At 47.3% G+C, this 23,174-nt stretch carries 21 protein-coding genes and 1 riboswitch; of the genes, 20 read left to right on the top strand and 1 reads right to left on the bottom strand.

Translation table 11 applies throughout. From position 1 onward, the window contains the following. Positions 1-274: 274 nt before the first annotated feature. Positions 275-4,645 (top strand): acyl-CoA dehydratase activase-related protein, encoded by a 4,371-nt coding sequence (locus AAH944_RS14365; protein WP_415535452.1) that lies wholly within the window; start codon positions 275-277, stop codon positions 4,643-4,645. An 85-nt stretch (positions 4,646-4,730) separates the two neighbouring features. Here AAH944_RS14365 and AAH944_RS14360 read toward each other — a convergent pair whose 3' ends face one another. Then, entirely contained in the window at positions 4,731-4,940 is a 210-nt protein-coding gene (locus tag AAH944_RS14360) for an alpha/beta-type small acid-soluble spore protein (protein WP_119775473.1), read from the bottom strand. A gap of 145 nt (positions 4,941-5,085) precedes the next feature. Here AAH944_RS14360 and rlmH point away from each other — a divergent pair, with 145 nt between their 5' ends. From rlmH to AAH944_RS14265, 19 genes are all read left to right on the top strand, one after another. Then, complete coding sequence (gene rlmH / locus AAH944_RS14355) at positions 5,086-5,565, top strand: 23S rRNA (pseudouridine(1915)-N(3))-methyltransferase RlmH (protein WP_415537897.1); 480 nt, start codon at positions 5,086-5,088, stop codon at positions 5,563-5,565. 100 nt (positions 5,566-5,665) lie between these two features. Then, positions 5,666-5,860: riboswitch (cobalamin riboswitch) on the top strand. Between the two features lie 131 nt (positions 5,861-5,991). After that, the gene (locus tag AAH944_RS14350; RefSeq protein WP_021315929.1) at positions 5,992-6,732 is read left to right on the top strand and encodes an energy-coupling factor ABC transporter permease; all 741 of its coding nucleotides are present in this window, start codon (positions 5,992-5,994) and stop codon (positions 6,730-6,732) included. Between the two features lie 17 nt (positions 6,733-6,749). Beyond that, on the top strand, positions 6,750-7,076 hold the full coding sequence (locus AAH944_RS14345) for an energy-coupling factor ABC transporter substrate-binding protein (protein ID WP_193741898.1): 327 nt from the start codon (positions 6,750-6,752) through the stop codon (positions 7,074-7,076). After that, positions 7,060-7,851, top strand: a complete 792-nt coding sequence (gene cbiQ, locus AAH944_RS14340; protein WP_021315931.1) for a cobalt ECF transporter T component CbiQ — start codon at positions 7,060-7,062, stop codon at positions 7,849-7,851. The genes AAH944_RS14345 and cbiQ overlap by 17 nt, the downstream gene beginning before the upstream one ends. Continuing rightward, positions 7,851-8,729: an ATP-binding cassette domain-containing protein gene (locus tag AAH944_RS14335; protein ID WP_021315930.1), complete on the top strand. Its 879-nt coding sequence runs from the start codon at positions 7,851-7,853 to the stop codon at positions 8,727-8,729. The genes cbiQ and AAH944_RS14335 overlap by 1 nt, the downstream gene beginning before the upstream one ends. Before the next feature lie 16 nt (positions 8,730-8,745). Then, positions 8,746-9,945 carry a cobalt-precorrin-5B (C(1))-methyltransferase CbiD gene (cbiD, locus tag AAH944_RS14330; RefSeq protein WP_415535451.1) on the top strand — a complete coding sequence of 400 codons (1,200 nt, stop codon included), beginning with the start codon at positions 8,746-8,748 and terminating at the stop codon, positions 9,943-9,945. Further along, a complete protein-coding gene (gene cobI, locus AAH944_RS14325) occupies positions 9,942-10,643 on the top strand; it encodes a precorrin-2 C(20)-methyltransferase (RefSeq protein WP_415535450.1) in 702 nt (233 codons plus the stop codon). Before cbiD ends, cobI begins: the two co-directional genes overlap by 4 nt. After that, a complete protein-coding gene (cobM, locus tag AAH944_RS14320) occupies positions 10,640-11,425 on the top strand; it encodes a precorrin-4 C(11)-methyltransferase (protein ID WP_415535449.1) in 786 nt (261 codons plus the stop codon). The genes cobI and cobM overlap by 4 nt, the downstream gene beginning before the upstream one ends. After that, entirely contained in the window at positions 11,422-12,480 is a 1,059-nt protein-coding gene (locus tag AAH944_RS14315; protein WP_415535448.1) for a cobalt-precorrin 5A hydrolase, read from the top strand. The genes cobM and AAH944_RS14315 overlap by 4 nt, the downstream gene beginning before the upstream one ends. Next, positions 12,470-13,711: a glutamyl-tRNA reductase gene (gene hemA, locus AAH944_RS14310; RefSeq protein ID WP_415535447.1), complete on the top strand. Its 1,242-nt coding sequence runs from the start codon at positions 12,470-12,472 to the stop codon at positions 13,709-13,711. The genes AAH944_RS14315 and hemA overlap by 11 nt, the downstream gene beginning before the upstream one ends. 8 nt (positions 13,712-13,719) lie before the next feature. Continuing rightward, positions 13,720-14,448 carry a precorrin-3B C(17)-methyltransferase gene (gene cobJ / locus AAH944_RS14305; RefSeq protein WP_415535446.1) on the top strand — a complete coding sequence of 243 codons (729 nt, stop codon included), beginning with the start codon at positions 13,720-13,722 and terminating at the stop codon, positions 14,446-14,448. Beyond that, on the top strand, positions 14,445-15,776 hold the full coding sequence (gene cobK, locus AAH944_RS14300) for a precorrin-6A reductase (protein WP_415535445.1): 1,332 nt from the start codon (positions 14,445-14,447) through the stop codon (positions 15,774-15,776). Before cobJ ends, cobK begins: the two co-directional genes overlap by 4 nt. Positions 15,777-15,854: 78 nt before the next feature. Next, positions 15,855-16,751: a hydroxymethylbilane synthase gene (gene hemC / locus AAH944_RS14295; protein ID WP_415535444.1), complete on the top strand. Its 897-nt coding sequence runs from the start codon at positions 15,855-15,857 to the stop codon at positions 16,749-16,751. Then, on the top strand, positions 16,752-18,251 hold the full coding sequence (cobA, locus tag AAH944_RS14290) for a uroporphyrinogen-III C-methyltransferase (protein ID WP_415535443.1): 1,500 nt from the start codon (positions 16,752-16,754) through the stop codon (positions 18,249-18,251). It abuts the gene before it with no gap. A gap of 28 nt (positions 18,252-18,279) precedes the next feature. Continuing rightward, complete coding sequence (hemB, locus tag AAH944_RS14285; protein ID WP_415535442.1) at positions 18,280-19,266, top strand: porphobilinogen synthase; 987 nt, start codon at positions 18,280-18,282, stop codon at positions 19,264-19,266. 30 nt (positions 19,267-19,296) lie between these two features. After that, positions 19,297-20,574, top strand: coding sequence for a glutamate-1-semialdehyde 2,1-aminomutase (hemL, locus tag AAH944_RS14280; protein WP_415535441.1), 1,278 nt, complete (start codon positions 19,297-19,299; stop codon positions 20,572-20,574). An 86-nt stretch (positions 20,575-20,660) separates the two neighbouring features. Next, entirely contained in the window at positions 20,661-21,056 is a 396-nt protein-coding gene (locus AAH944_RS14275) for a sirohydrochlorin chelatase (RefSeq protein WP_415535440.1), read from the top strand. Next, positions 21,044-22,312 carry a precorrin-6y C5,15-methyltransferase (decarboxylating) subunit CbiE gene (gene cbiE / locus AAH944_RS14270; protein ID WP_415535439.1) on the top strand — a complete coding sequence of 423 codons (1,269 nt, stop codon included), beginning with the start codon at positions 21,044-21,046 and terminating at the stop codon, positions 22,310-22,312. The genes AAH944_RS14275 and cbiE overlap by 13 nt, the downstream gene beginning before the upstream one ends. A gap of 65 nt (positions 22,313-22,377) precedes the next feature. Further along, entirely contained in the window at positions 22,378-23,004 is a 627-nt protein-coding gene (locus AAH944_RS14265) for a precorrin-8X methylmutase (RefSeq protein WP_415535438.1), read from the top strand. Positions 23,005-23,174: the final 170 nt, after the last annotated feature.

The raw sequence follows: 23,174 nt of genomic DNA, 5'->3' as shown, positions 1-23,174 counted from the left end.
TCAGCTATAGGAAGACATTCGCACTATATCAGCTAAAGACTGCCGCCAAAAGCTTGGCGGCAGCCACATTTTCTATAGGGATAGGCGCTTTTCCCTGCATTCTCATACAATAATAAGGACGAGATGCTAAGCAGGACGAGACAAAGGGCCGGACAGAAAAAGTTACTATTTTGTTACACAGATGAAACCTGATATAATAAAGTTTGATGCTAAAGGATTAAAACACTGTTTTTTATAGATTGAGCAGGCTGTTTAAATAGAAGGAGACAGGTGAATGACAAAACAAATGCATATCGGACTCGATGTTGGTTCGACCACCGTAAAAATTGCAATACTTGATGAAAAAGATAACTTGGTTTTCAGCAGCTACCAAAGGCATTTTTCAGATGTCCAGCATACAGTCAGCAACCTTCTGCAAAAGATTTACAGTCAGTTCCGCAATGAAAAAGTCACCATGAACGTGACAGGTTCAAGCGGTATGTCCACTTCCGAACAGATTGGGATTCCTTTTATTCAGGAGGTCATTGCCTGCCAAAAAGCTGTTGAACGATTTATTTCGGATACGGATGTCGCGATAGAACTGGGCGGCGAAGATGCCAAGATCACATATTTTGGGGAATCGCCCGAACTCAGGATGAACGGTACCTGCGCCGGCGGGACAGGTGCGTTTATTGATCAAATGGCCATCTTGCTGAAAACCGACGCTGCGGGTCTCAATGAACTGGCTTCGCATCATCAGGAGATTTATCCGATTGCTTCGCGCTGCGGGGTTTTTGCTAAAACAGATATTCAACCGCTCTTAAACGAAGGCGCGGCCAAGGAAGATATTGCCGCCTCGATTTTTCAGGCTGTCGTGAATCAGACCATTGCGGGTTTAGCCTGTGGCAAACCAATCCGGGGCAATGTGGCATTTCTGGGCGGACCGCTTTCTTTCCTGCCTGAACTGCGCCAGCGCTTTATTGAGACCTTGAAGCTTAAACCGGAAAATATTATCGTGCCAGATAATGCTCAGTTTTTTGTGGCGATTGGGGCAGCCCTGGCTTCGAAACAGAGTGAAGTCTGCGATCTTCACGTGATCTATGAGAACATCCCGAATCTGCATAATTCGGATTCGGCCACTACCCTCCTCCAGCCTTTGTTTGCCAGTGAAGAAGAGTATGAAGCCTTCAGTCAAAGGCATCGAGGAAATTCCGTCGCGAAGAGACCGCTGGCAGAAGCCAGGGGAACCTGCTTTTTGGGTATCGATGCCGGATCGACCACGACGAAACTGGCTCTGATCGATGAAGATGGCAATTTACTTTATTCCCATTATGGAAGTAACGGAGGAAGTCCGTTAAAATCTACGGTTTCTGCTCTGCAAAAGCTTTATCAGGCTTTGCCGTCCGGAGCCACGATTGGCGGTTCCGTCGTGACCGGCTATGGAGAAGCCCTGCTAAAGGCTGCCCTCAAAGTTGATCACGGAGAAATAGAAACGGTTGCCCACCTTAAGGGCGCCGAATATTTTCTGCCCGGTGTTGACTTTATCCTCGATATCGGTGGCCAGGACATGAAATGCATGCAGATCCGCGACGGCGTTATTCACAATATCATGCTGAATGAAGCATGTTCTTCGGGCTGTGGGTCATTTATCGAGACGCTGGCCCAGTCCCTGAGTTTATCTCTCTCGGAATTTGTGCAAAGAGGTTTATTTTCAAGGACCCCGGTCGATTTGGGTACCCGCTGCACCGTATTTATGAATTCCAAAATCAAACAGGTCCAAAAAGAAGGCGCGGATATCGGCAGCATCGCGGCCGGGATCTCGTATTCAGTCGTCAAAAATGCGTTATACAAAGTCATCCGCCTGCACAATTCTTCCGAAGTTGGCAAGAAAATCGTTGTTCAGGGCGGAACGTTTAATAATGATGCTGTTTTAAGAAGTTTTGAACGTGTCACCGGCCGCCAGGTCATTCGTCCGGACATTGCCGGTATCATGGGCGCGTTCGGAGCGGCTCTTATTGCCCGCGACCATTATCAGGCCGGAGAACAGACTACCCTGCTTGGTGAAAATGAACTGGAGGATTTCCTTACGGAGACCCGTACGCGCCACTGTGGCCTATGCGGCAATAATTGCCTGTTGACGGTCAACCAATTCTCGGACGGCAGGGAGTTTCTGACAGGAAACCGCTGCGAGCGTGGAGCCGGACTGGAAAGCACCTCTGAGGATATTCCGAACCTTTTTGCCTATAAATATGAGCGTCTTTTTGCCTATAAACCACTCAAGAAGGAAGAAGCAGTCCGTGGCGAGATCGGGATTCCACGGGTCCTGAATATGTATGAACATTATCCGTTCTGGTTTACGCTGCTAACGGAGCTCGGTTTCAGAGTTATTTTGTCCGGCCGCTCCTCGAAAAAGATATTTGAGCTCGGCATGGAGACCGTAGCTTCCGAGTCGCTGTGCTATCCGGCCAAACTGGCCAACGGGCATATTAAGGACCTTCTGAACAAAGGGGTCAAGCGGATTTTCTATCCGTGCCTTCCGAGAGATGAAAAAGAGCTGGCTGGCGCGAATAATAATTACAACTGCCCGATTGTCACTTCTTATCCGGAATCCCTTCATGCCAATGTGGATGAAATAAGGAACAAAGAAGTTGCGTTTATTTTCCCGTTCCTGCCGATTGATGATATGGCGCGTTTAAAAGTTCGGATCTATGAAGAATTTAAAGCGATGGGTATAACACGACAAGAGGCAGCAAGTGCTGTAGATAAGGCTTTTGCCGAAAGAGATGCTGTTCGCCAGGACCTCAGAAACAAAGCGGAAGAAGTATTGGACTATTTGCAAAAGAACAACCTGAAAGGTATCGTACTTGCTGGTCGGCCGTATCATACCGATCCGGAGATCAACCACGGGATTCCAGAGATGATTACCGGTCTGGGGATCGCTGTGCTGACTGAAGATTCTGTCGCTCATCTTGGTCAGGTGGAAAGGCCTCTGCGCGTCCTCGACCAATGGGTCTACCACTCCAGGCTGTATGCGGCAGCAAGTTTTGTGGCAACCAGGGATGACTTGGAACTTGTCCAATTGAATTCGTTTGGCTGCGGACTGGATGCCGTCACCACGGATCAGGTTCAGGAGATACTGCACCAGTACAGAAAGACCTATACCTTGGTTAAAATTGATGAGATCAATAATCTGGGTGCTATTCGTATCCGGATACGGTCATTGCTCGCTGCAATGAAGGAAAGAGACAAAAAAGAAATTCATGCGCATAAGCTTTTTGAGACACCAAAAAGAGTCATGTTTACAGAAGAAATGAAGTATGAGTATACGATTCTTTCTCCACAGATGGCACCGATCCATTTTGAACTGATTGAAGAAGCTACCCGTTTGGAAGGCTATAAGATAGAGATTCTGCCTGATGTCGAGATGGATGTTGTCGAACAGGGACTTCTGCATGTGCATAACGATGCCTGCTATCCTTCAATCCTGGTTGTCGGTCAGATTATGGCGGCGTTGAAATCAGGCCGTTATGACCTGAACAAGACGGCAGTCATTATGTCGCAAACAGGCGGCGGCTGTCGGGCCAGCAATTATATCGGTTTTATCCGTAAGGCCCTGAAAGATGCCGGCATGGAACAGATTCCGGTTATTTCCCTTAATGCCGGCGGTCTCGAATCCAATCCCGGGTTCAAACTTTCTATGAAGATGATCAAGCGTTGCGTGATGGCTACGGTTTATGGCGATCTGCTGATGCGCGTAACCAATGCCATACGACCCTATGAGAAAAATAAAGGAGAAACGAATGCCCTCCTGGCTAAATGGCTGAAGGACCTGAAGCCGACTCTCGCGGCGATGAGCTTGCGGCAATATCACCGGAATATCCGCCGGATTATCCAGGACTTCGATCGTATCGAGATCCTGGATGTTAAGAAACCAAAGGTCGGGGTGGTTGGGGAGATCCTCGTCAAATTTCATCCATTTGCCAATAATTTTATTGTGGATGTTCTGGAAAAGGAAGGCGCCGAAGCCGTTCTGCCGGATCTGATGGATTTCTTTATGTACTGTGCGTATGGAACAATATTCAGAAGAAAAGAACTCGCTGGCTCACTGAAAAGCGAACTTATCAGCCGCTATATTATCTGGCGGTTGGAAAACTACCGCCGGGTAATGAAACGTACTCTGGCAAAGAGCAACCGTTTCCATCCTCCCAAATCGATTTATGAGTTGGCCGATATGGCCGGCAAAATCATGCATCTTGGACATCAGACCGGCGAAGGCTGGTTCCTAACCGCGGAAATGCTGGAACTGATAGAAAGCGGAGCAACAAACGTCGCCTGTCTGCAGCCGTTTGCCTGCCTGCCAAATCATATCACGGGTAAAGGGATGGTCCGTGAACTTAAACGGCACTACCCGCTGGCGAATATTGTGCCAATCGATTACGATCCGGGTGCCAGCCAAGTGAATCAGATTAACAGAATTAAACTGATGCTTTCAGTCGCTTTCAAAAATATGGAGAAGGCGGAAGCAGTCAATAATGCCAATACAAACAATAGAAATAAAATAAATAACAATGCCGGGCAAATGCAATCTGCACCCGGCGAGGGAGCGGCAGCTTCGCATAACGCTGAAGAAGGTAAAGAGCCGTATTCCGAACAGAAGATTATTTAATAAAAAAACCCCTTCAGTATTGTACGCTGAAGAAGTTTTGAATATTTATTGAAGTAGATTAGGAATACTAAATGAGTCCGTTATTCTATTTCATCTGCTGTTTGGCATAGGCGATCATTTTTTTGACCATCTGGCCGCCGATCGGGCCTCCTTCCAGACCATTCTGTCTGGCAGTGACATCGCCTTTATAGTGATCGTTATTTTCCCTTACAAAATCAAGATGGCCGATTTCAGCCGCAGCCTCCATTTTTAGATTCTGCAGCAGCTTTTTTTTGCTTTCACTTGTTTTGCTCATTTTTTTTCACCTCCATCAATATTATTGACACTTTTGAAAAAAATCTTCATTGTAAATAATCCAATATCAGAGAGATTTAACCTTCAAGTTTTTTAAATGCAAATGTTTGGACGCAAACATAGTGACTGGAGTTGGAGAAAACATGCTGCAGATCAAAGTTCTGGCAGTAGGGAAAATCAAAGAAAATTATTTAAAAGAAGGGCTGAAGGAATACGCCAAGCGTCTTGGTGCGTACATTCGGCTTGAGATGATTGAAGTTGAGGACGAACCATGCTCCGAAAGGGCATCAGCTGCCGACGAAGCAAGAGTAAAACAGAAAGAAGCTGAAAAGGTTCTTAAATTAATTTCACCTCAGGATTATGTAGTTTTGCTGGATCTTCTGGGAAAGGAACTTTCTTCACCCGAACTTGCCGTTTTGTTTGATGAAAAAGGGCTTTCAGGCCAGAGCCGGATCACTTTTGTGATTGGCGGATCTCTCGGTACGGCAGATGAAATCCGAAAACGGGCCGATTACCGGTGGTCGTTCTCGAAGCTTACCTTTCCGCACCAGATGATCAGGCTTATCCTACTGGAGCAGATTTACCGGGCGTGCAAGATCAGCAAAGGGGAACCCTACCACAAATAGAATTGATGGAGGTAAAGATACTTCAATTAATATGTTCAAGGCTAAAGTAAAAATAATATTGATTCCTTGTCGAAAGAGCGATATAATGAATCAGGATTAAAACTGAATAGGCAGAACAGGTGTTGAATGAAGCTGATAAGCGTATCATTCAATGAATAAGGAAAGTCGGGTAGAAGCCCGCGCGGTCACGCCGCTGTGAAAGTGGAGTTCTTCAGGTATACCACTGGGAAACTGGGAAGGTCTGAAGATCGATGATGCTTAAGCCAGAAGACCTACCTGTTTTAGTGTCTCACCATATACTCTACGAGTGATAGAGAGGGGGATGTATGTGCAAGACTACCGAGGAAAACTTCCTAGCATATGAGCCTCTCGACGTAAGATGTTGAGAGGTTTTTTGTTTCATATCTTATATAGGAGAGTTTGACGATGATAAATAAAAAGATTTGGATAATGGGTCTCGTACTTATGTTTATGTTCTTGCCCCAGCAGACATATGCCATGCATATCATGGAGGGCTTCCTTCCTGCGGGTTGGTGTATTACTTGGGGTGCTTTGGCAATACCTTTTGTTCTGGCTGGTTTTTTTTCTATCAGAAGAACTGTTGGAGAGCATCCCAAAACATTAATGCTTTTGGCGATGGCAGGCGCCTTTGCTTTTGTTTTGTCTTCCCTGAAGATTCCTTCCGTTACAGGAAGCAGTTCGCACCCTACAGGGGTTGGCTTTGGCGCTATCTTGTTCGGACCGACCGCAATGGCCGTAATTGGCTTGATCATACTGCTGTTTCAGGCTGTCTTACTGGCCCATGGCGGATTGACAACATTGGGGGCAAATACTTTTTCGATGGGCATTGTGGGGCCGCTGGTAGCTTTTGCTACATATAAAATTGTGAAGAAAGCAAATGGACCGCAGTGGCTTGCTGTGTTTCTCGCTGCCGCACTTGGGGATTTATTGACTTACGTCACGACATCGGTGCAGCTTGCACTGGCGTTTCCAGCTGAAACAGGCGGCGTTATGGCATCACTTACCAAGTTTCTAGGTATTTTTGCCTTAACGCAAGTACCATTGGCGATCAGTGAAGGTATTTTGACTGTGCTGATATTTAAGGCGATTTCATCCTATGCAGGGGATGAGCTTAAAGACTTAAAAATACTTTCAAAGGAGGTCTGAAAGTGTCTGTAGAAACGATGAAACCGAAGAATAAAAATCGGGTTATCATCACAAATATTATTTTAATTACGATTGTCATAGCGCTTGCCGTTATACCCCTGATTGTGCAAAAGAATGCGGAATTTGCTGGGGCTGACAGCCAAGCTGAACAAGCTATAACAGAACTTAACGGGAATTACCAGGCCTGGTTCTCACCGATTTGGGAGCCGCCCAGCGGAGAAATTGAAAGCTTGTTGTTTGCGCTTCAGGCAGCTGTCGGAGCAGGTGTTTTGGGCTACGGGTTAGGTTATCTGCGGGGTCGTAAGAAAAAGGAAGAACCGGTAAACAATGATTTACATCGATAAATACGCTTATTTATCCAGGCTTAAACAAACGAATCCATTGAAAAAGCTGGTCTTAGCCGTTTTGGTTTTGGGGATCTGTCTCTGGGCTGATTCCGTTGCGGTGTCAATCTTGACGCTCCTGATCATGGGTTGGTATACCGTTTGCAAAGGCGGTACACCTGTTGGAATTTTTATTAGACTGATGCTTGTCCCGCTTTCCTTTTTAGTGATCGGCGTTTTAACCATTGCGGTCAATGTTTCAGGGGACAAAGATGTTTTTGTATTCTCTATATATGCATTTGGCATGTATATTGGGGTGTCGCAGTCCGGTATTCTAAGTGCGGCGAATCTGTTTTTTAAAGCGCTTGGCGCGGTTTCCTGTCTGTATTACGTATCGCTGAGTACGCCGATGGTAGACCTGCTGGCGGTTCTTCGGAAGCTTAAAGTTCCAAGACTAATGGTTGAATTGATGGGACTAATCTACCGGTTTATCTTTGTATTTTTGGAAATGGCAGAAACCATGTTTACGGCGCAGAATTCCCGCTTGGGCTATGCGGGGCTTTCCTCCGGATACCGTTCATTGGCGGGTCTGGCTTCTTCGCTTTTTATCCGGTCTTATCAGAGGGCGGATGAACTGTATATTGCGCTTGAGGCCAGGGGATATGACGGTGAGCTCAGTGTGATCCATGAGCAGGCGGAGACTCATTGGACGGAATATATTCCGATTGTGCTGATTAACCTATTCCTGATTGCAGTTGCGCTGTTTTCCAAACAATGGACAGGAGGCTTGCTATAATGGCCAAAAATGGCTTGATTGAAAATGTGGAGGCTAAAAATATCTTGGAAGTCAGAAATCTCCACTACATCTACAGTGATGGAACCCAGGCCTTAAAGGCCCTGTCACTCGGGATTAAACAGGGGAAAACGACAGCAGTCCTCGGAAGCAACGGTGCTGGAAAATCAACGTTGCTGCTTTCCTTTAACGGCATCAATAAGCCTTCAGGCGGCGAAGTCCTATTCAAGGGCCTGCCGCTGGATTATTCAGTAAAAGGTCTCAAACAGCTTCGAAAATCTGTTGGCATTGTTTTTCAGGATCCGGATAAACAGTTGTTTTCAGCCAGTGTCTATCAGGATATCTCCTTTGGAGCGATGAATCTCAAGCTGCCTGAGGAGGAAGTCCGCAGAAGGGTGGATCTAGCCATGAAGAGAACCGGGATATCCCACCTGAAAGAGAAGCCCACACACAGCCTCAGTTTTGGCCAGAAAAAACGTGCAGCCATTGCCGGCGTTCTGGTGATGGAGCCGGAAGTGCTTATTCTGGATGAACCGACTGCAGGGCTTGACCCACTTGGAGTCAGCGAGTTAATGAAGCTGCTCAGAAAACTGCAAATTGAGCTGAATTTGTCCGTTGTGATCTCAACGCATGACATCGATATTGTCCCGCTTTACTGCGATTATACGTATGTCATTGATGACGGCAGGCTTGTAATGGAAGGTACGCCACAGGAAGTGTTTTCGCATCCGGAGGAAATCAGAAGGATCAATCTCAGACTTCCAAGAATTGGGCATCTTATGGAAATCTTGCACGATAAAGATGGCTTTGAATTTGCCCAGCCTGCCAATACCATATCCGAGGCCAGAAAAGCTTTAATTAACTGGAAAGATACAAACTGATTGAAGGAATATAAAAATGATAAATCATGACATCCACCATCTAAACGATGAACAAAACAGTCCACAAAACAGTCAATCCGGTGAACTCTTTGTCATCAAACAGAATAAAAGACTGAGATGCGGCTTTACTACGGGATCCTGTGCGGCTGCTGCTGCCAAGGCTGGGGCGGTAATGCTGCTCTCGGGAGACCTGTGCACAGAAATAGCCATTGCGACACCGAAAGGGATACCGGTTGCGATGCAGGTGCTGGAAGTTCGGAGAGACTTGAACCAGGTGACGTGTGCCGTAAAAAAGGACAGCGGCGATGACCCGGATGTGACTAACGGCATCCTTATTTTTGCGACGGTCACCAGAGCGAACCATAATAATATTCAGGTCGATGGCGGCCAGGGCGTCGGCAGAATCACTAAGCCCGGGCTTGCCTGTTCTATAGGAGAACCGGCCATCAATCCTGTTCCCAGAAGTATGATTATGTCGGAAGTGGCGAAAGTCTGTGCCGAGTACGGTTATGAGGGAGGCCTGGAAATTACGATATCAGTTCCGGAAGGGGAGGCCATTGCCAGAAGAACCTTTAACCCACGGCTGGGCATTGTTGGCGGAATCTCTATTCTGGGAACAATAGGAATTGTGGAGCCGATGAGCGAAAAGGCCCTGATCGATACGATTCGACTGGAGATGAATCAGCAGAAAGAAAAGGGCTGCAGAGATCTTCTGGTCTGCCCGGGAAATTACGGTGAAACTTTTGTCCGCAGTACGCTGGGGCTGGAGAGTTCTCTGATTCACTGCAGCAATTATATCGGTGAAATGCTGGATTTTACCGTGGAATTAGGCTTTGACGGCCTGCTGCTGATTGGACATGCCGGAAAATTGGTCAAGCTGGCAGCGGGCATTATGAATACCCACTCCCGCTATGCGGACTGCCGCATGGAAGTTATCGCCGTACATGCTGCCTTACACGGTGCCGGGAAGGAGACAGTCAAAGAAATTATGGCTAGCCTGACAGCACCGCAGGCCGTTACGGTATTAGACCGGCACGGGCTTAGAAGCCAGGTATTTGAGTCCATCATGTTAAAAATTGATGAATATGTGAATTACCGCCTGCAGAATAAGGTGAAAGCCGGTGTGATCCTGTATTCCAATGAACAGGGTATCCTGGGCAAAACACCGCAGGCGGATGAAATAGTCAATAAAATAAGAAGGATGAAGCCATCATGAAAGCAGCATTATACGGAATAGGCGTAGGTCCGGGAGACTTTGAACTGATGACCTTAAAGGCCGTCCGAATCATCAGCGAGGCAGATCTTATTGCTGTTCCGCGGACGGATGAAAAAGAAATGACCGCCTGGAATATTGCCAAACAGGCTGTGGACCTCTCCAAAAAAGAAATACTGGAACTTTACATGCCGATGACACGGGATGCCCAAATGCTGGAGCAAAGCCATCAGGAAGCAGCTGAACAGATCATCGACCAGCTCAAACAAAACAAATCTGTGGCTTTTCTTACGCTGGGGGATCCATCAATCTATTCCACATATATTTATCTGCATAACCGGGTTTTGGAAGCAGGCTATGATGCCCGGCTGATTCCGGGGGTCCCGTCCTTCTGTGCTGTAGCAGCAAGGCTCAATGTGCCTCTCTGCGAGGGTGCCCAGCCACTGCACATTATCCCCGCATCCTATGAAGGATCCTTTGATTACCTGGACTGGGGCGGAACCAAGGTGCTGATGAAATCAGGAAGGGAATTTGGCAAGGTTAAGGAAGAGCTTATCAGCAAAGATCTGGTTAAGCATACCCAGATGGTGGAATGCTGCGGGATGCCGTCAGAGAGAGTTATAAAAGATATCAGTGTAGCCGAGGGGAAAGCAAGCTATTTTTCCACGATCATTGTGAAAGAAAAGGAGATTGTCAGATGATTTATTTTATTGGGGCCGGTCCGGGCGCGGTAGATTTAATCACGGTTCGCGGAAAGACGCTTTTGGAACAGGCCGATGTTGTGATTTATGCAGGCTCGCTGGTCAACCCGGAGCTATTGAATGTTACGAAGAAGGAATGCACCGTTTACGACAGTGCCGGGATGACACTGGAAGAGGTGCTTGCTGTGATGGTTCCTGCCACCCGGGCAGGTAAACTGGTCGTGCGTCTGCATACCGGCGATCCAAGCATTTACGGAGCGATCCGTGAGCAGATGGATCTGCTTGATGCCGAGGGCCAGTATTACGAAGTCGTACCTGGAGTCAGCTCGTTTTTCGGAGCTGCTGCCTCCTTGAAGAAGGAGTATACATTGCCGGATATCAGCCAAACTGTAATTATTACTCGCATGGAAGGAAGAACCCCGGTACCGCCTAAGGAAGACATTGCTCTCCTGGCGTCGCATCAGGCGACCATGGCAATTTTCTTAAGTACAGGGATGCTGGAAAACTTAAGTGCCAAGCTTATGGAAGGCGGTTACGCCGCTGACACTCCGGCAGCGATTGTTTATAAGGCAACCTGGCCGGATGAGAAGCAGTTCCGCTGTACGGTAGGGACATTGGCGAGAACAGCTAAAGAGAACAATATCACCAAAACGGCCTTGATTCTAGTGGGCAGATTTTTGGGAAACGACTTTGAAAGATCTAAACTTTACGATCCGGCATTTACGCATGAATTCCGGGAAGGAAACGATCCACTGCCTTCTTGGACCGAGGATTTGAAATGAAGATAAGCATCCTGGCTTTTACCGCCAATGGAGTCGCTCTCAGCCTGAAAATAAAAGAGATGTTGGATGCTCAAGGTAATCATACCGCCTGCTATCAGCCGGAAAAACTTATCGTGGCCGTCAATACAGCCGGCATGGCAGAGCCCATTGCCCCGGATTTAAAGGTGTTCACAGGCAGACAGTTTGCAGAAAAAGATGCGCTAATTTTTGTTGGGGCCTGCGGGATTGCCGTCAGGGCAATCGCCTCCTTTGTTCAGGACAAGACGAAAGATCCGGCCGTTTTGTGTATTGACGAAAAGGGACGGTTCGTTATACCGCTCCTCTCCGGCCACATCGGCGGCGCCAACATGCTGGCGGACAGGATATCCGAAGCGCTAAACGCAATCCCTGTGATAACGACTGCAACGGATATAAACAGGCTTTTTTCGGTCGATGAATGGGCAGCTTTCCATAACGCCTGGATTTCGGATCTGAAAGCAGCGAAAGAAATTTCGGCACGACTATTGGCAGAAAAGCCGGTCGGGTTTTATAGTGAGCTGGACATAGAAGGAGAGATGCCGCGTTTATTGGAGAAGAATGAAAACAACATGGGTATTGGCATTTGTGTTTCTCTGAATGACAGATTAAAACCCTATCCCATAACGCTGAATATCGTTCCCCGGACGGTGTATCTCGGAATTGGCTGCCGAAGGGGTACGCCGCTACAGCGTATTGAGGATCTTGTCCTTGAGCAGTTGAGCAGGAACAGCATCAGCTTTCAGGCCATCGCGGGCATTGCCAGTATTGACCTCAAAACAAAAGAACAGGGGCTGCTTGATTTTGCCGCAAAAAATAATCTGCCACTGCATTTTTTTAGTTCAGATGAACTTCTTTCCGTACCAGGCAAGTATACAGAATCGGAATTTGTAAGTAGTATTACCGGTGTCGGCAATGTCTGCGAGCGGGCTGCCTTAATGGTAAGCGCAGGCGGAGGGCTGATTAGCCGAAAAGTATCCGGGAATGGGGTAACAATAGCTCTTGCTCAGAAGGAATGGAGGGTTAGCTTTGAATATTAGAATGATCGGGATCGATCATGAAAAAGCATCATTAAAGGAACGCGAAATGTTTGCCTTTACACCGATTCAAAGCAGACAGGCCATGGAAGCTGCTGTAAATAATTATGGTGTGGAAGGCGCAGTAATTATATCCACCTGCAACCGTACGGAGCTATGGGTCAGCGAAAATGAAGGATCTCTAGTTAATTTGAAAGAAATTCTCTACGGTCTGAAGCGAATTGAGAAGGAAGACAGGGATAAATATGAGCGCTTATTTGTTATTCGGCAGTCCCGTGAGGCCTTTGTTCACCTCTTTCAAACTGCCTGCGGATTGAAGTCTCAGATTTGGGGAGAAAGCCAAATTTTATCCCAAATTAAAAAAGCCATTGAAGAGGCCAGAGAGACAGGTACTGCTGACCTTTATCTGGAAAAACTTTTTCAGATGGCCATAACCTCGGCGAAGAAAGTAAAAACACAGATTCAGCTGACGACGACGGACGTATCGGTAGCAACGAAAGCTCTGGAGCGGATCCAGGAAGTCTTTCCTGACTTGGGGGAAAAGCGGTGTCTGGTCATTGGCAACGGCGAGATGGGAAAGATTGTCGCCGCACAGCTTGCAGATTGCGGGGCGGAGGTTTTGATCACCTTAAGACAGCGTAAACACGGAGCTTATTTATTGCCGAAACAATGTACGGGCGTGGATTACGAAAAACGCCATACGGTGCTAGCCGACATGGATGTAGTGGTAAGCGTGACGTCCAGCCCACATTATACGATTAAAGCTGATGCCTTAATTTCAGCTCTGGCGCAGAATCATAGGCCAAGAATCTTTTGTGATCTGGCAGTACCCAGGGATATCGAACCAAAAGTCGGAGATATGGAGAATATTACATTACTGGATATGGACAATTTGGGTCTAGGGAAGGCAGAGCTCAGAAACCAGAATGCTTTAGCAGCGGCTTATGAAATTATTGATGAACATATTGACAAATTTATAGAATCATTTGAAATCCGCAGTTATCTGCCACTACTGCAAAGCATATCCAATTCAACATCGGAAAGGATATGCCGGAATTTGCAAAAAGATCTTGCGTACCTGAATTTAAGCGACCAAGACAAAGTATTCTTTGAAAACAGGCTGGCGCAAGTGGCAGAAAAGGCAGTAAGTTCGGTGCTGTTTGGGTTTAGGGACAGTATTGACCGGGATCTGTGGGATGAATGTTTTACAAATTTAGAGAAAGTAGTTAGGTAAGAAGGGCAATGAAAATATATGTCGTGGGATTAGGACCGGGCGGACCGGAGCAAATGACAAACCGTGCGCAGGAAGCACTTAAGGCCAGTGATATTTTAGTCGGATATACGCTTTATATCGATTTAATCAAGGATCAGTTTCCAGATAAAAAGTTAATTGCTACGCCGATGAAGAAAGAGGTGGATCGCTGCAGGACCGCGGTTGAAAAGGCGCTGGAAGGCGCAACGGTTGCTGTGGTCTCGAGCGGGGATGCCGGGGTCTATGGCATGGCAGGAATTGTGCTGGAGCTGGCAGAGCCGTATCCTTTCCTCGAGGTCGAAGTAATACCAGGAATCACAGCGGCCTGCAGCGGTGCAGCTGTTCTCGGAGCGCCGCTCATTCATGACTTTGCAGTCATCAGCCTCAGTGATCTATTAACGCCATGGGAGAAAATCGAAGCCAGGCTTGCAGCGGCAGCCCAGGGAGATTTTGTCATTGTACTATACAACCCATCGAGTATCAAAAGGCACGATTATTTGAAAAAGGCTTGCGATATTGTGATGCGCTATCAGAATGCTAACCTGCCGTCCGGTATTGTCCGCAGCATCGGCAGAGAGGGCGAGAATTATGAAATTGTCTCCAGCCTGACTGAATTGAGAGAGAAGAAAGTTGATATGTTTACGACTGTCATTATCGGGAATTCACAGACAAGGGTAATCAACAACAAACTGGTCACACCGAGAGGATATAGAAAATGATGAAAATGCCGGTATTTTGGATCATTGCCGGGACAACTGAAGGCAGGGAGCTGATTGATGAGCTGCGGCGAAGTAACGCAAAAGTGTATGTTTCAGTGGCCACGGATTATGGCAGGGAGCTGATTGAACCGGATCAAAATCTTCACATCCAAGCGCGACGTTTGGGCCGGGAAGAAATGGCCGCCTTCATTCGGGAGGTTCAGCCGGACTGTGTCATTGATACAACACATCCTTACGCCCAAATTGTTACGGACAATATCTGCGAAGCTTGCCGCGAAACCGCAACGGACTATATCCGTCTGCAAAGGGAACCGGGCAGATTGGTCTCGAATAATCCGTCATTTAACACGAATATATTGGAAAACATGATTTATGCGGACAACAGCGAGGATGCGGTACGGGTATTAAATGATAAGACCGGGAACGTCTTTCTGAGCTGCGGAAGCAAGGAGATTGAAACGTTTACTAGAATCAAGGACTATCAGGAGCGGGTATTTGCCAGGGTCCTTCCGATGCAGGATGTAATGGATAAGTGTGAAAAGCTGGGCTTTAAGAAGTCTAATATAAGCTATATGCAGGGCCCATTTTCCAAAGAGCTGAACATTGCCATGCTGAAAGCATCCCAAGCAAGATTTCTGGTGACAAAAGACTCCGGAGAGACCGGAGGATTCCAGGAAAAAATTGAAGCAGCACGCGAGCTGGGAATTACAGTGATTCTAATCAGGCGGCCGGAACAACTGGAGATATTGGAACGTTCGGGTAAAATAGATGAGAAAGAAGATGCGCAACAGCATACGTTTTACAACAAGGAACAGGTTTTGCACAAGCTTGCCTGGGACTATTCTCTGAAACAGCGTCCGAATCAGCCTTGGTTTCCGCTTTTTGTTTCTCTTCAGAATAAAAAGATTGTTGTCTTCGGGGGCGGAAAGATTGCGGCAAGAAGAATCAGAACATTACTGCCGTTTGATGCCGACATTACCGTGATTACGCCTGAACTTGTCCCGGAACTTAAACAAGAATTGGCAGGTAATGAAAAAGTCACTTTGCTCTGTCGCAAGTATCAGGAAGGGGACTGTAATGGGGCTGACTTGGTTCTAGCAGTAACCAATGAAACACAAGTAAACCGTCAAATTGCCGAAGAATGCACCCGGTATGGAATCCCTGTCAGTGTCGCAGATTGTAAGGAGCTATGTACATTCTATTTCCCGGCAGTGGTCAGGAAGGGAAATGTGGTGATCGGGCTCACGGCCAGCGGGGAAGACCACACGAAGGCTAAGAAGACAGCAGAGAAGCTGAGGCTATACGTGAATGAACACTTGGACGAATAAATAATGACAAATAAATAACGTAATGAAATAAACAAACAATAAAAGTAACTTTGATTAAATGAGAATAGAGGTAGCCGAATGGGAAAAAGGAAAATAATTGTCGGCAGCCGGGAAAGCAGGCTGGCGGTGATCCAGTCACAATTTGTTATGGAGCAGATCCGAAAAAATCATCCTGAATTGGAACTTGAGCTTATTACCATGAAGACCACAGGGGACGTCATTTTGGAACAGACGTTGGACAAAATAGGAGGAAAAGGCCTTTTTGTGAAAGAACTGGACAGGGCGCTCTGTCAAGGTGTAATTGATATCGCTGTTCACAGTTTAAAGGATATGCCGGCAGAAATACCGGAGGACCTGCCGATTACGGCATTTTCTAAAAGAGAAGATCCTCGGGACGTACTGGTTCTGCCGCAGGGGACAGGATCTATAGAAAATCTAGACAAAGAAAAGGCTGTTGGCTGTTCCAGCGCACGCCGAACAATCCAGTTTTTAGATCTGTATCCCGGTTTAGACGTCAAGCCTGTGCGGGGCAACGTACTTACCCGGCTCAAAAAGCTGGACGAAGGTGAATTCAGTGCTCTGCTGCTGGCTTTCGCAGGACTTAAGCGGCTGTCACTGGAAAACCGTATCAGTAGGGTGTTTCCCACTGAGGAAATGATTCCCTCTGCCGGACAGGGAATCCTGGCGATTCAGGGCAGAAAAGGCGAGGATCTCAACTTTTTGGCGTGTATCAATGACAAAGATGCTCAGACAGCAGCCCTGGCTGAAAGAGCCTTTATTCAAAAACTTGACGGCGGGTGCAGTTCACCTGCTGCGGCATTTGCCGAAGTGCATGGTACAGAAGTCAGGATCACCGGCCTCTATGTCGATGTTGAAACCGGTGAAAAGGCCAAAGGCAGCATGACCGGCGACCGCAGGGATGCGGCGGAAATAGGATACAGGTTGGCAACGAGACTACTTGCGGAGGTAAGATAAATGGAGCAAAAGAGAACGGGAAAAGTTTGGCTGGTTGGGGCAGGCCCGTCTGATGCAGGACTGCTCACCGTAAAAGGGCTGCGTGTTCTTCAGAATGCAGAGGTTGTCATCTACGACAAGCTCGTAGGTATTGAAATCCTCAATTTAATCCCTAAAGACGCAAAAAAAATAGATGTCGGCAAGCTGCCGACCTATCATCGTATCCCGCAGGACGAGATCAACCGGATTCTGCTGGAAGAAGCCCTGGAAGGCAGGACAGTCGTTCGTCTGAAGGGCGGAGATCCGTTTATGTTCGGACGTGGCGGAGAGGAATTGGAACTGCTCCATGAACATCAGGTTCCGTTCGAGGTAGTGCCGGGGGTAACATCGGCTATCGCGGTTCCTGCTTATGCAGGAATCCCGGTAACCCACAGGGACTTTTGTTCTTCCCTGCATATCATTACTGGACATACAAAAGAGGGAGAGACTCCGAATATTGATTTTCAGGCTGCTGTAAACATGAAAGGAACGCTGGTATTCCTGATGGGAGTATCGGCGATCAAAAGTATTTCCGAAGGGTTGCTGGATGCTGGAATGGCTTCGGATATGCCGGCGGCGGTCATCGAAAGAGGGACGACAGCAAGACAGCGCAAGCTTCTGACGACAGTCGGCAACCTGCCGGATGACGCTGCAAAGGCGGAAATCCGCAACCCATCTGTTATCGTAATCGGCCAGGTCTGTTCCTTGTCCGAGAATTTCGAATGGGCAGGGAAGCGTCCGCTTGCAGGTAAACGTGTGGTGGTAACACGTCCGGAAAAACTTAATTCCGTCCTTAGTCAGAAGATCAGAGATCTCGGCGGGGAAGCTTTGGAATTCCCATGTATCCAAACCAGACCAATAAGCGACAATAAAGCATTTAATGCTGCACTGGAGCGGATCAAAGAATATAACTGGCTTGTTTTTTCCAGCGCGGCCGGCGTAGAGGCTCTCTTTGACAGAATGTACGAAATGGGGAGAGACATCCGTGACCTGTACGGGATTAAGATCGCGGTTATCGGAGCCGGGACGGCCAAGGTGTTTACCCAGCGCGGCATTCGCATTGAGTATATGCCGGAAAGCTATAACGTCGTCAGCCTTGCCAGCGGCCTCGTCAACGTTCTGACACCTGGAGAAAAAGTGTTGGTCTTACGGGCCAGGGAGGGCTCGGAAGATTTGAACCGTATTTTTGATCAAGAGGGAATCTGCTATGAAGATATTCCGGTTTATGACACGTTCTACGAATCGGACAGCAACATTTTTGCGAAAGAAGCGATCTTATCTTATGATTTTGATTATGCTGCATTTACAAGTGCTTCGACAGTAGGAGGATTTGTCAGCGCCCTGCCGCAGCTGGATTTTACAAAGGTGATGGCAGTTTGCATTGGTGAAGAAACAGCCAAAGCCGCCCGAAGTCACGGGATGAAGTGTATTATTGCCGAAAAAGCTACTTTGGACAGTATGATTGAGGCAATCTCGCAGTAGCAGTAAATGGCAGCTAAAGGAGGTACCGATGGAAGCGATCAGACCGAGAAGATTGAGAAAAGACAACGTTACCCGGGAGTTGGTACGTGAAACTCGTCTTTCTAAAAGTGCCCTGATCTACCCGATATTTATCAAGGAAGGCAGTGCAATTGAAGAAAATATCGCAGCGATGGACGGCCAGAAGCGCTACAGCCCGGACCGGGTTGAACATGCGGTGGAAACCGTCATCAAGGCTGGTATCGGCAGTGTTCTGCTTTTCGGGGTACCGGAGCACAGTCGCAAGGATGAGACCGGAAGTGAGGCCTATAACGAAAACGGTGCCCTGCAGCAGGCTGTTCGGAAAATCAAGTCGAGCTTTCCACAGATTAATGTCATTACAGATGTATGCCTTTGCGAATATACCAGTCACGGACATTGCGGCCTATTAAAAGGCAAGGAAGTGGATAATGACGACACTTTGTCAATACTGGCCAAAGTGGCAGTATCCCATGCCCAGGCCGGTGCAGATATGGTAGCGCCATCCGATATGATGGATGGACGGGTACAAGCCATCCGCGAAGCGTTGGACCAACACCATTTTACGACCCTACCGATTATGTCCTATTCGGCCAAGTATGCATCCTCCTTCTATGGACCTTTTCGGGAGGCAGCCGGATGTGCACCGTCTTTCGGAGACCGGAAAACTTATCAAATGGATTATCATAATCTGCGGGAAGCCGTCCGGGAATCAGAACTTGATGTACTGGAAGGGGCGGACATTTTGATGGTCAAACCGGCTCTGGCTTACCTGGATGTGATTGCCAAGCTCAAAGAGACATTTGACCTTCCCCTGGCTGCTTACAGTGTCAGCGGAGAGTACAGCATGATCAAGGCTGCAGCCAAGGCCGGAATGATTGATGAAGCCGCGATGATCTGTGAAACGACCGTGGGTTTTTTCCGGGCAGGAACCGATATGCTGATCACATATTTTGCACCGGAGATTGCGGCGTATATCAGTGAAGGAAGAATCGGTTAAGATTTAACAGTTAAAAGGCAGGTACAAGCTATGAAATCGGAAATTTTATATGAAAAGGCTAAACAGCTGATGCCCGGCGGAGTCAACAGTCCTGTGCGTAATTTTCAGTCTGTCGGCGATACGCCGCGCTTTATCAGCCGTGCCAAAGGGGCAAGACTCTATGATGTAGACGGTAACGAGTATATCGACTATATCGGCTCTTGGGGGCCGATGATCCTCGGACATGCCAACCCGGAAGTGCTTAAGGCAGTGACGGCAGCGGCTGAAAATGGCTTGAGTTTTGGCGCTGCTACAGAAGCAGAGGTCATGATGGCCCAATTGATCTTTGACCTGGTTCCGTCGATTGAAATGATTCGGATGGTCAATTCCGGAACAGAAGCAACGATGAGCGCAGTACGTGCAGCCCGCGGCTTTACCGGTAGAAATAAAATCATAAAATTTGAAGGCTGTTACCATGGGCATAGCGACGCAATGTTGGTCAAGGCAGGATCGGGAGTTATGTCTTCCGGTGTACCGAGCAGCCTCGGTGTTCCTCCGGGATGCGCCGTTGATACCCTGACAGCGGTATTTAATGATATTGGCAGTGTGCAGGCCTTATTTGAAAACAATAAAGATCAGGTTGCAGCAGTGATTGTTGAGCTTGTACCTGCCAATATGGGTGTTGTCCTGCCGAAGCCGGGTTTCCTGCAGGAACTGCAAAAGCTTTGTACTGAAAACAGCACATTGCTTATTGCCGATGAGGTTATTACTGGATTCAGGCTTGGTCTTGGCGGAGCCCAGGAACTGTTTGGCATCAAGCCGGATTTAACGGCTTTTGGAAAAATTATTGGCGGCGGCATGCCGGTCGGGGCATACGGAGGAAGAAAAGAAATTATGCAGCAGGTCGCACCCTGCGGAGGAGTCTATCAGGCAGGGACCTTAAGCGGAAACCCTGTGGCCATGGCTGCAGGTATTGCGCAGCTTTCTATTCTTAAAAACAACCCACAGATCTATACGCATATCGATAGTCTCTCAGTAAGACTAAGCAACGGATTACGGGAACTGATCAAAGCTAGAGGCCTAAAGGCGACGGTAAACAGTATCGGCTCGCTTTCGACGCTGTTGTTTACCGAACGGGAAGTCTATAATTATACCGATGCCTTGACCAGTGATACGAAGATGTATGGACGATTCTTCAGTGCCATGCTGAATCAGGGAATTTATCTTGCCCCTGCGCAATTTGAAGCGGCATTTATCTCTAATTCCCATACGGAAGTGGATATTGACCGGACGCTGGAGTGTGCAGAGAAGGCCTTAAGATCTCTCTAAATTTGAATAACCGATTTCATTAGAACACCAGGTAATGAAGTTAGAATCTTCAATTAAGGAATTATTTTTGGAAAGGGAAGAGTGCGATGACGGGAATTTTAATCTTAGCTCACGGTAGCAGACAAAGTGAAACGGAAAATACGCTGCAGAAAATCATTGAGATGGTAAAGGAAGAACTGAAGTCCGATCTTAATACCAATTTAATTGAATATGCTTTCCTACAGTTCTCGGATAACAACTTGGAAACTGGCCTGAAAAAACTTGTTGACCGGGGAGTTACAGAGATCAAGGTCATTCCGTATTTCCTGTTTGACGGCGTTCATATCCTGGAGGATATCCCGGCTGAAATTGATGGATTCTTGAAAGAATACCCCAATGTAAAAATCAGCTTTGGACAAACTTTGGGGGCAGATAAGAGACTTGCACAAATTGTTGTCGATCGGATAAAGGAAATGAGCGGTGACGCAAAATGCTGCGGCTAAACATTATTGGCATGGGTCCGGGCAATCTCCTGCAGCAGACTCGTGAGACAGCGGAGGCGATAGAACGAAGCCAGTGTCTGATTGGTGACAAGCGTATCCTGGCAGGATTGATGGACTTGGCAAATGGAAAAGATTTATATTATGCAACCCATGACCGGCAGATCAGGGAACTTCTGCATACGCTGCAATCGGCCGGCACATGCACCTATGAAGTTTCTATTCTGGTGTCTGGGGATGTTGGTTTTTACAGCCTGGCAAAGTCGCTCCTCAGCACACTGGAATCTGAAAACCTTGTAGCTTTTCAAAATATCCGATTGATCTGTGGAATCGGATCACTTCAGTATTTTGCTTCGAAGCTCAGAACTGCCTGGGACGATGCCGTGATCTGCAGCCTGCACGGCAGAGCCAACAATATCGTCGGAAAAGTGATGAATAACAGGAAGGTATTTGTTCTGACAGGTGGAGACCAGAACCCGGCATCCATCTGCAGGAGACTTTGTGATTTCGGCTTAGCTCATGTCAAAGTCAGTATTGGTGAAAACCTATCCTATTCGGATGAGAGGATTTGCACCGGAATGGCCCAAGAATTTATTGAACAGCCCTTCGCCTCACTGAGTGTCATGATAATTGAAAATGTAACGCCGCTGGACCGGGCCTGCATCACGCACGGGCTTCCAGATGAATGGTTTGTGCGTGGTGATGTGCCTATGACCAAACAGGAGGTCCGGGCGGTTTCTCTCTCTAAGCTACGTCTCCGCCAGGGCGATACCACCTACGACATTGGAGCCGGAACCGGTTCTGTTGCACTTGAAATGGCACTGCAGCAGTCGGATGGATTTGTCTATGCGATCGAAAAAAAAGATCAGGCGGTAGAGCTCATCCAAAGGAATAAAGAGAAATTCGGTGTGAAGAATCTTATTGTTATCAAAAATACGGCACCGGACGGAATCGCAGAGCTTCCGCCACCGGATAGGGTTTTCATCGGCGGCAGCAGCGGCAATTTGAAGGAAATACTCGATACGGTTTATGCCAAAAACCCGGTTGCGGGAATTGTTATCAATGCGATTACGCTGGAAACCCTGAATGAAGCCATGGATTACTATAACGATCAGACTGTTTATGACGTGGAGATTGTTCAAGTAATGGTCTCCAAAGCCAGAAAGCTGGCGAATTATCATCTCTTTACGGGACAGAACCCGGTGTTTGTGTTATCGGTCTGGCCTGTTGGAGTAAGCGTAGCGCATAAAGAAAGCTAAAATAAGACATGAATCAAAATGAACCCCCCAATATTAACCCAGAAAAAGTAGGAAGGTAAATAATCATGGAGCATCGATTTGAAAATGTACTGCCAGAGGAGATTGAAAAAAGAAGCTTTGCGATCATCACAGAAGAGCTTGGGGATATCCAACTGGATATGGAGAAAGCCCCAATCATCAAGCGGGTGATCCATACTTCGGCGGATTTTGATTATGTTCATAGCTTGTGTTTTTCCGACAATGTCGTGCAGATTGCGCTTAGTGCCATTAAAAATGGGGCATCGATATTAACAGATACAAAAATGGCCAGCGTTGGAATTAATGCCGGCAAACTAGGCGCATATGGCGGAAAGGTTTACTGCTTTATATCCGATCAGGATGTAGCACAGGAAGCTAAAGAAAAGGGCAGCACACGCGCGGCTGTTTGCATGGAGAAGGCCAGTACCATTACGGAACCGTTGATCATCGCCGTCGGAAATGCACCTACAGCACTGATCAGACTGGACCAGCTTATTCGGTCAGGACAGATTAAGCCGGTACTGGTGATTGGAGTTCCTGTCGGCTTTGTCAACGTTGTGCAGTCTAAAGAGCTGATCATGCTTTCCGGCGTTCCCTACATCGTAGCCAGAGGCCGAAAAGGCGGAAGCAATGTTGCTGCAGCCATTTGCAATGCACTTCTTTATTCGCTTTAAATTTTGACCTATGGTCAAACGACACCTACACCTTGACAATTTGACATTGTAAGCCGTTAGGTGTGCCCGCGTATACGCCACGAAGCAAGAAACTTAAAGAAATCTCCGATATTGGAGATTAGATGACATCTGGATAAATAAAAGACTTGTTCCCAGAATTTTAATAATAG

It is taken from the genome of Dehalobacter sp. CP (assembly GCF_047652685.1).
Classification (GTDB): Bacteria; Bacillota; Desulfitobacteriia; order Desulfitobacteriales; family Syntrophobotulaceae; genus Dehalobacter.
This window is presented reverse-complemented; position numbering and strand designations above follow the sequence as displayed.

What these genes read in the sequence shown, in the direction of transcription:
- AAH944_RS14365 (WP_415535452.1), top strand. Translation starts at nt 275, where the DNA reads ATGACAAAACAAATGCATATCGGACTCGATGTTGGTTCGACCACCGTA.
- AAH944_RS14360 (WP_119775473.1), bottom strand. Translation starts at nt 4,940, where the DNA reads ATGAGCAAAACAAGTGAAAGCAAAAAAAAGCTGCTGCAGAATCTAAAA.
- AAH944_RS14350 (WP_021315929.1), top strand. Translation starts at nt 5,992, where the DNA reads ATGATAAATAAAAAGATTTGGATAATGGGTCTCGTACTTATGTTTATG.
- AAH944_RS14345 (WP_193741898.1), top strand. Translation starts at nt 6,750, where the DNA reads ATGAAACCGAAGAATAAAAATCGGGTTATCATCACAAATATTATTTTA.
- cbiQ (WP_021315931.1), top strand. Translation starts at nt 7,060, where the DNA reads ATGATTTACATCGATAAATACGCTTATTTATCCAGGCTTAAACAAACG.
- AAH944_RS14335 (WP_021315930.1), top strand. Translation starts at nt 7,851, where the DNA reads ATGGCCAAAAATGGCTTGATTGAAAATGTGGAGGCTAAAAATATCTTG.
- cbiD (WP_415535451.1), top strand. Translation starts at nt 8,746, where the DNA reads ATGATAAATCATGACATCCACCATCTAAACGATGAACAAAACAGTCCA.
- cobI (WP_415535450.1), top strand. Translation starts at nt 9,942, where the DNA reads ATGAAAGCAGCATTATACGGAATAGGCGTAGGTCCGGGAGACTTTGAA.
- cobM (WP_415535449.1), top strand. Translation starts at nt 10,640, where the DNA reads ATGATTTATTTTATTGGGGCCGGTCCGGGCGCGGTAGATTTAATCACG.
- AAH944_RS14315 (WP_415535448.1), top strand. Translation starts at nt 11,422, where the DNA reads ATGAAGATAAGCATCCTGGCTTTTACCGCCAATGGAGTCGCTCTCAGC.
- cobJ (WP_415535446.1), top strand. Translation starts at nt 13,720, where the DNA reads ATGAAAATATATGTCGTGGGATTAGGACCGGGCGGACCGGAGCAAATG.
- cobK (WP_415535445.1), top strand. Translation starts at nt 14,445, where the DNA reads ATGATGAAAATGCCGGTATTTTGGATCATTGCCGGGACAACTGAAGGC.
- hemC (WP_415535444.1), top strand. Translation starts at nt 15,855, where the DNA reads ATGGGAAAAAGGAAAATAATTGTCGGCAGCCGGGAAAGCAGGCTGGCG.
- cobA (WP_415535443.1), top strand. Translation starts at nt 16,752, where the DNA reads ATGGAGCAAAAGAGAACGGGAAAAGTTTGGCTGGTTGGGGCAGGCCCG.
- hemB (WP_415535442.1), top strand. Translation starts at nt 18,280, where the DNA reads ATGGAAGCGATCAGACCGAGAAGATTGAGAAAAGACAACGTTACCCGG.
- hemL (WP_415535441.1), top strand. Translation starts at nt 19,297, where the DNA reads ATGAAATCGGAAATTTTATATGAAAAGGCTAAACAGCTGATGCCCGGC.
- AAH944_RS14275 (WP_415535440.1), top strand. Translation starts at nt 20,661, where the DNA reads ATGACGGGAATTTTAATCTTAGCTCACGGTAGCAGACAAAGTGAAACG.
- cbiE (WP_415535439.1), top strand. Translation starts at nt 21,044, where the DNA reads ATGCTGCGGCTAAACATTATTGGCATGGGTCCGGGCAATCTCCTGCAG.
- AAH944_RS14265 (WP_415535438.1), top strand. Translation starts at nt 22,378, where the DNA reads ATGGAGCATCGATTTGAAAATGTACTGCCAGAGGAGATTGAAAAAAGA.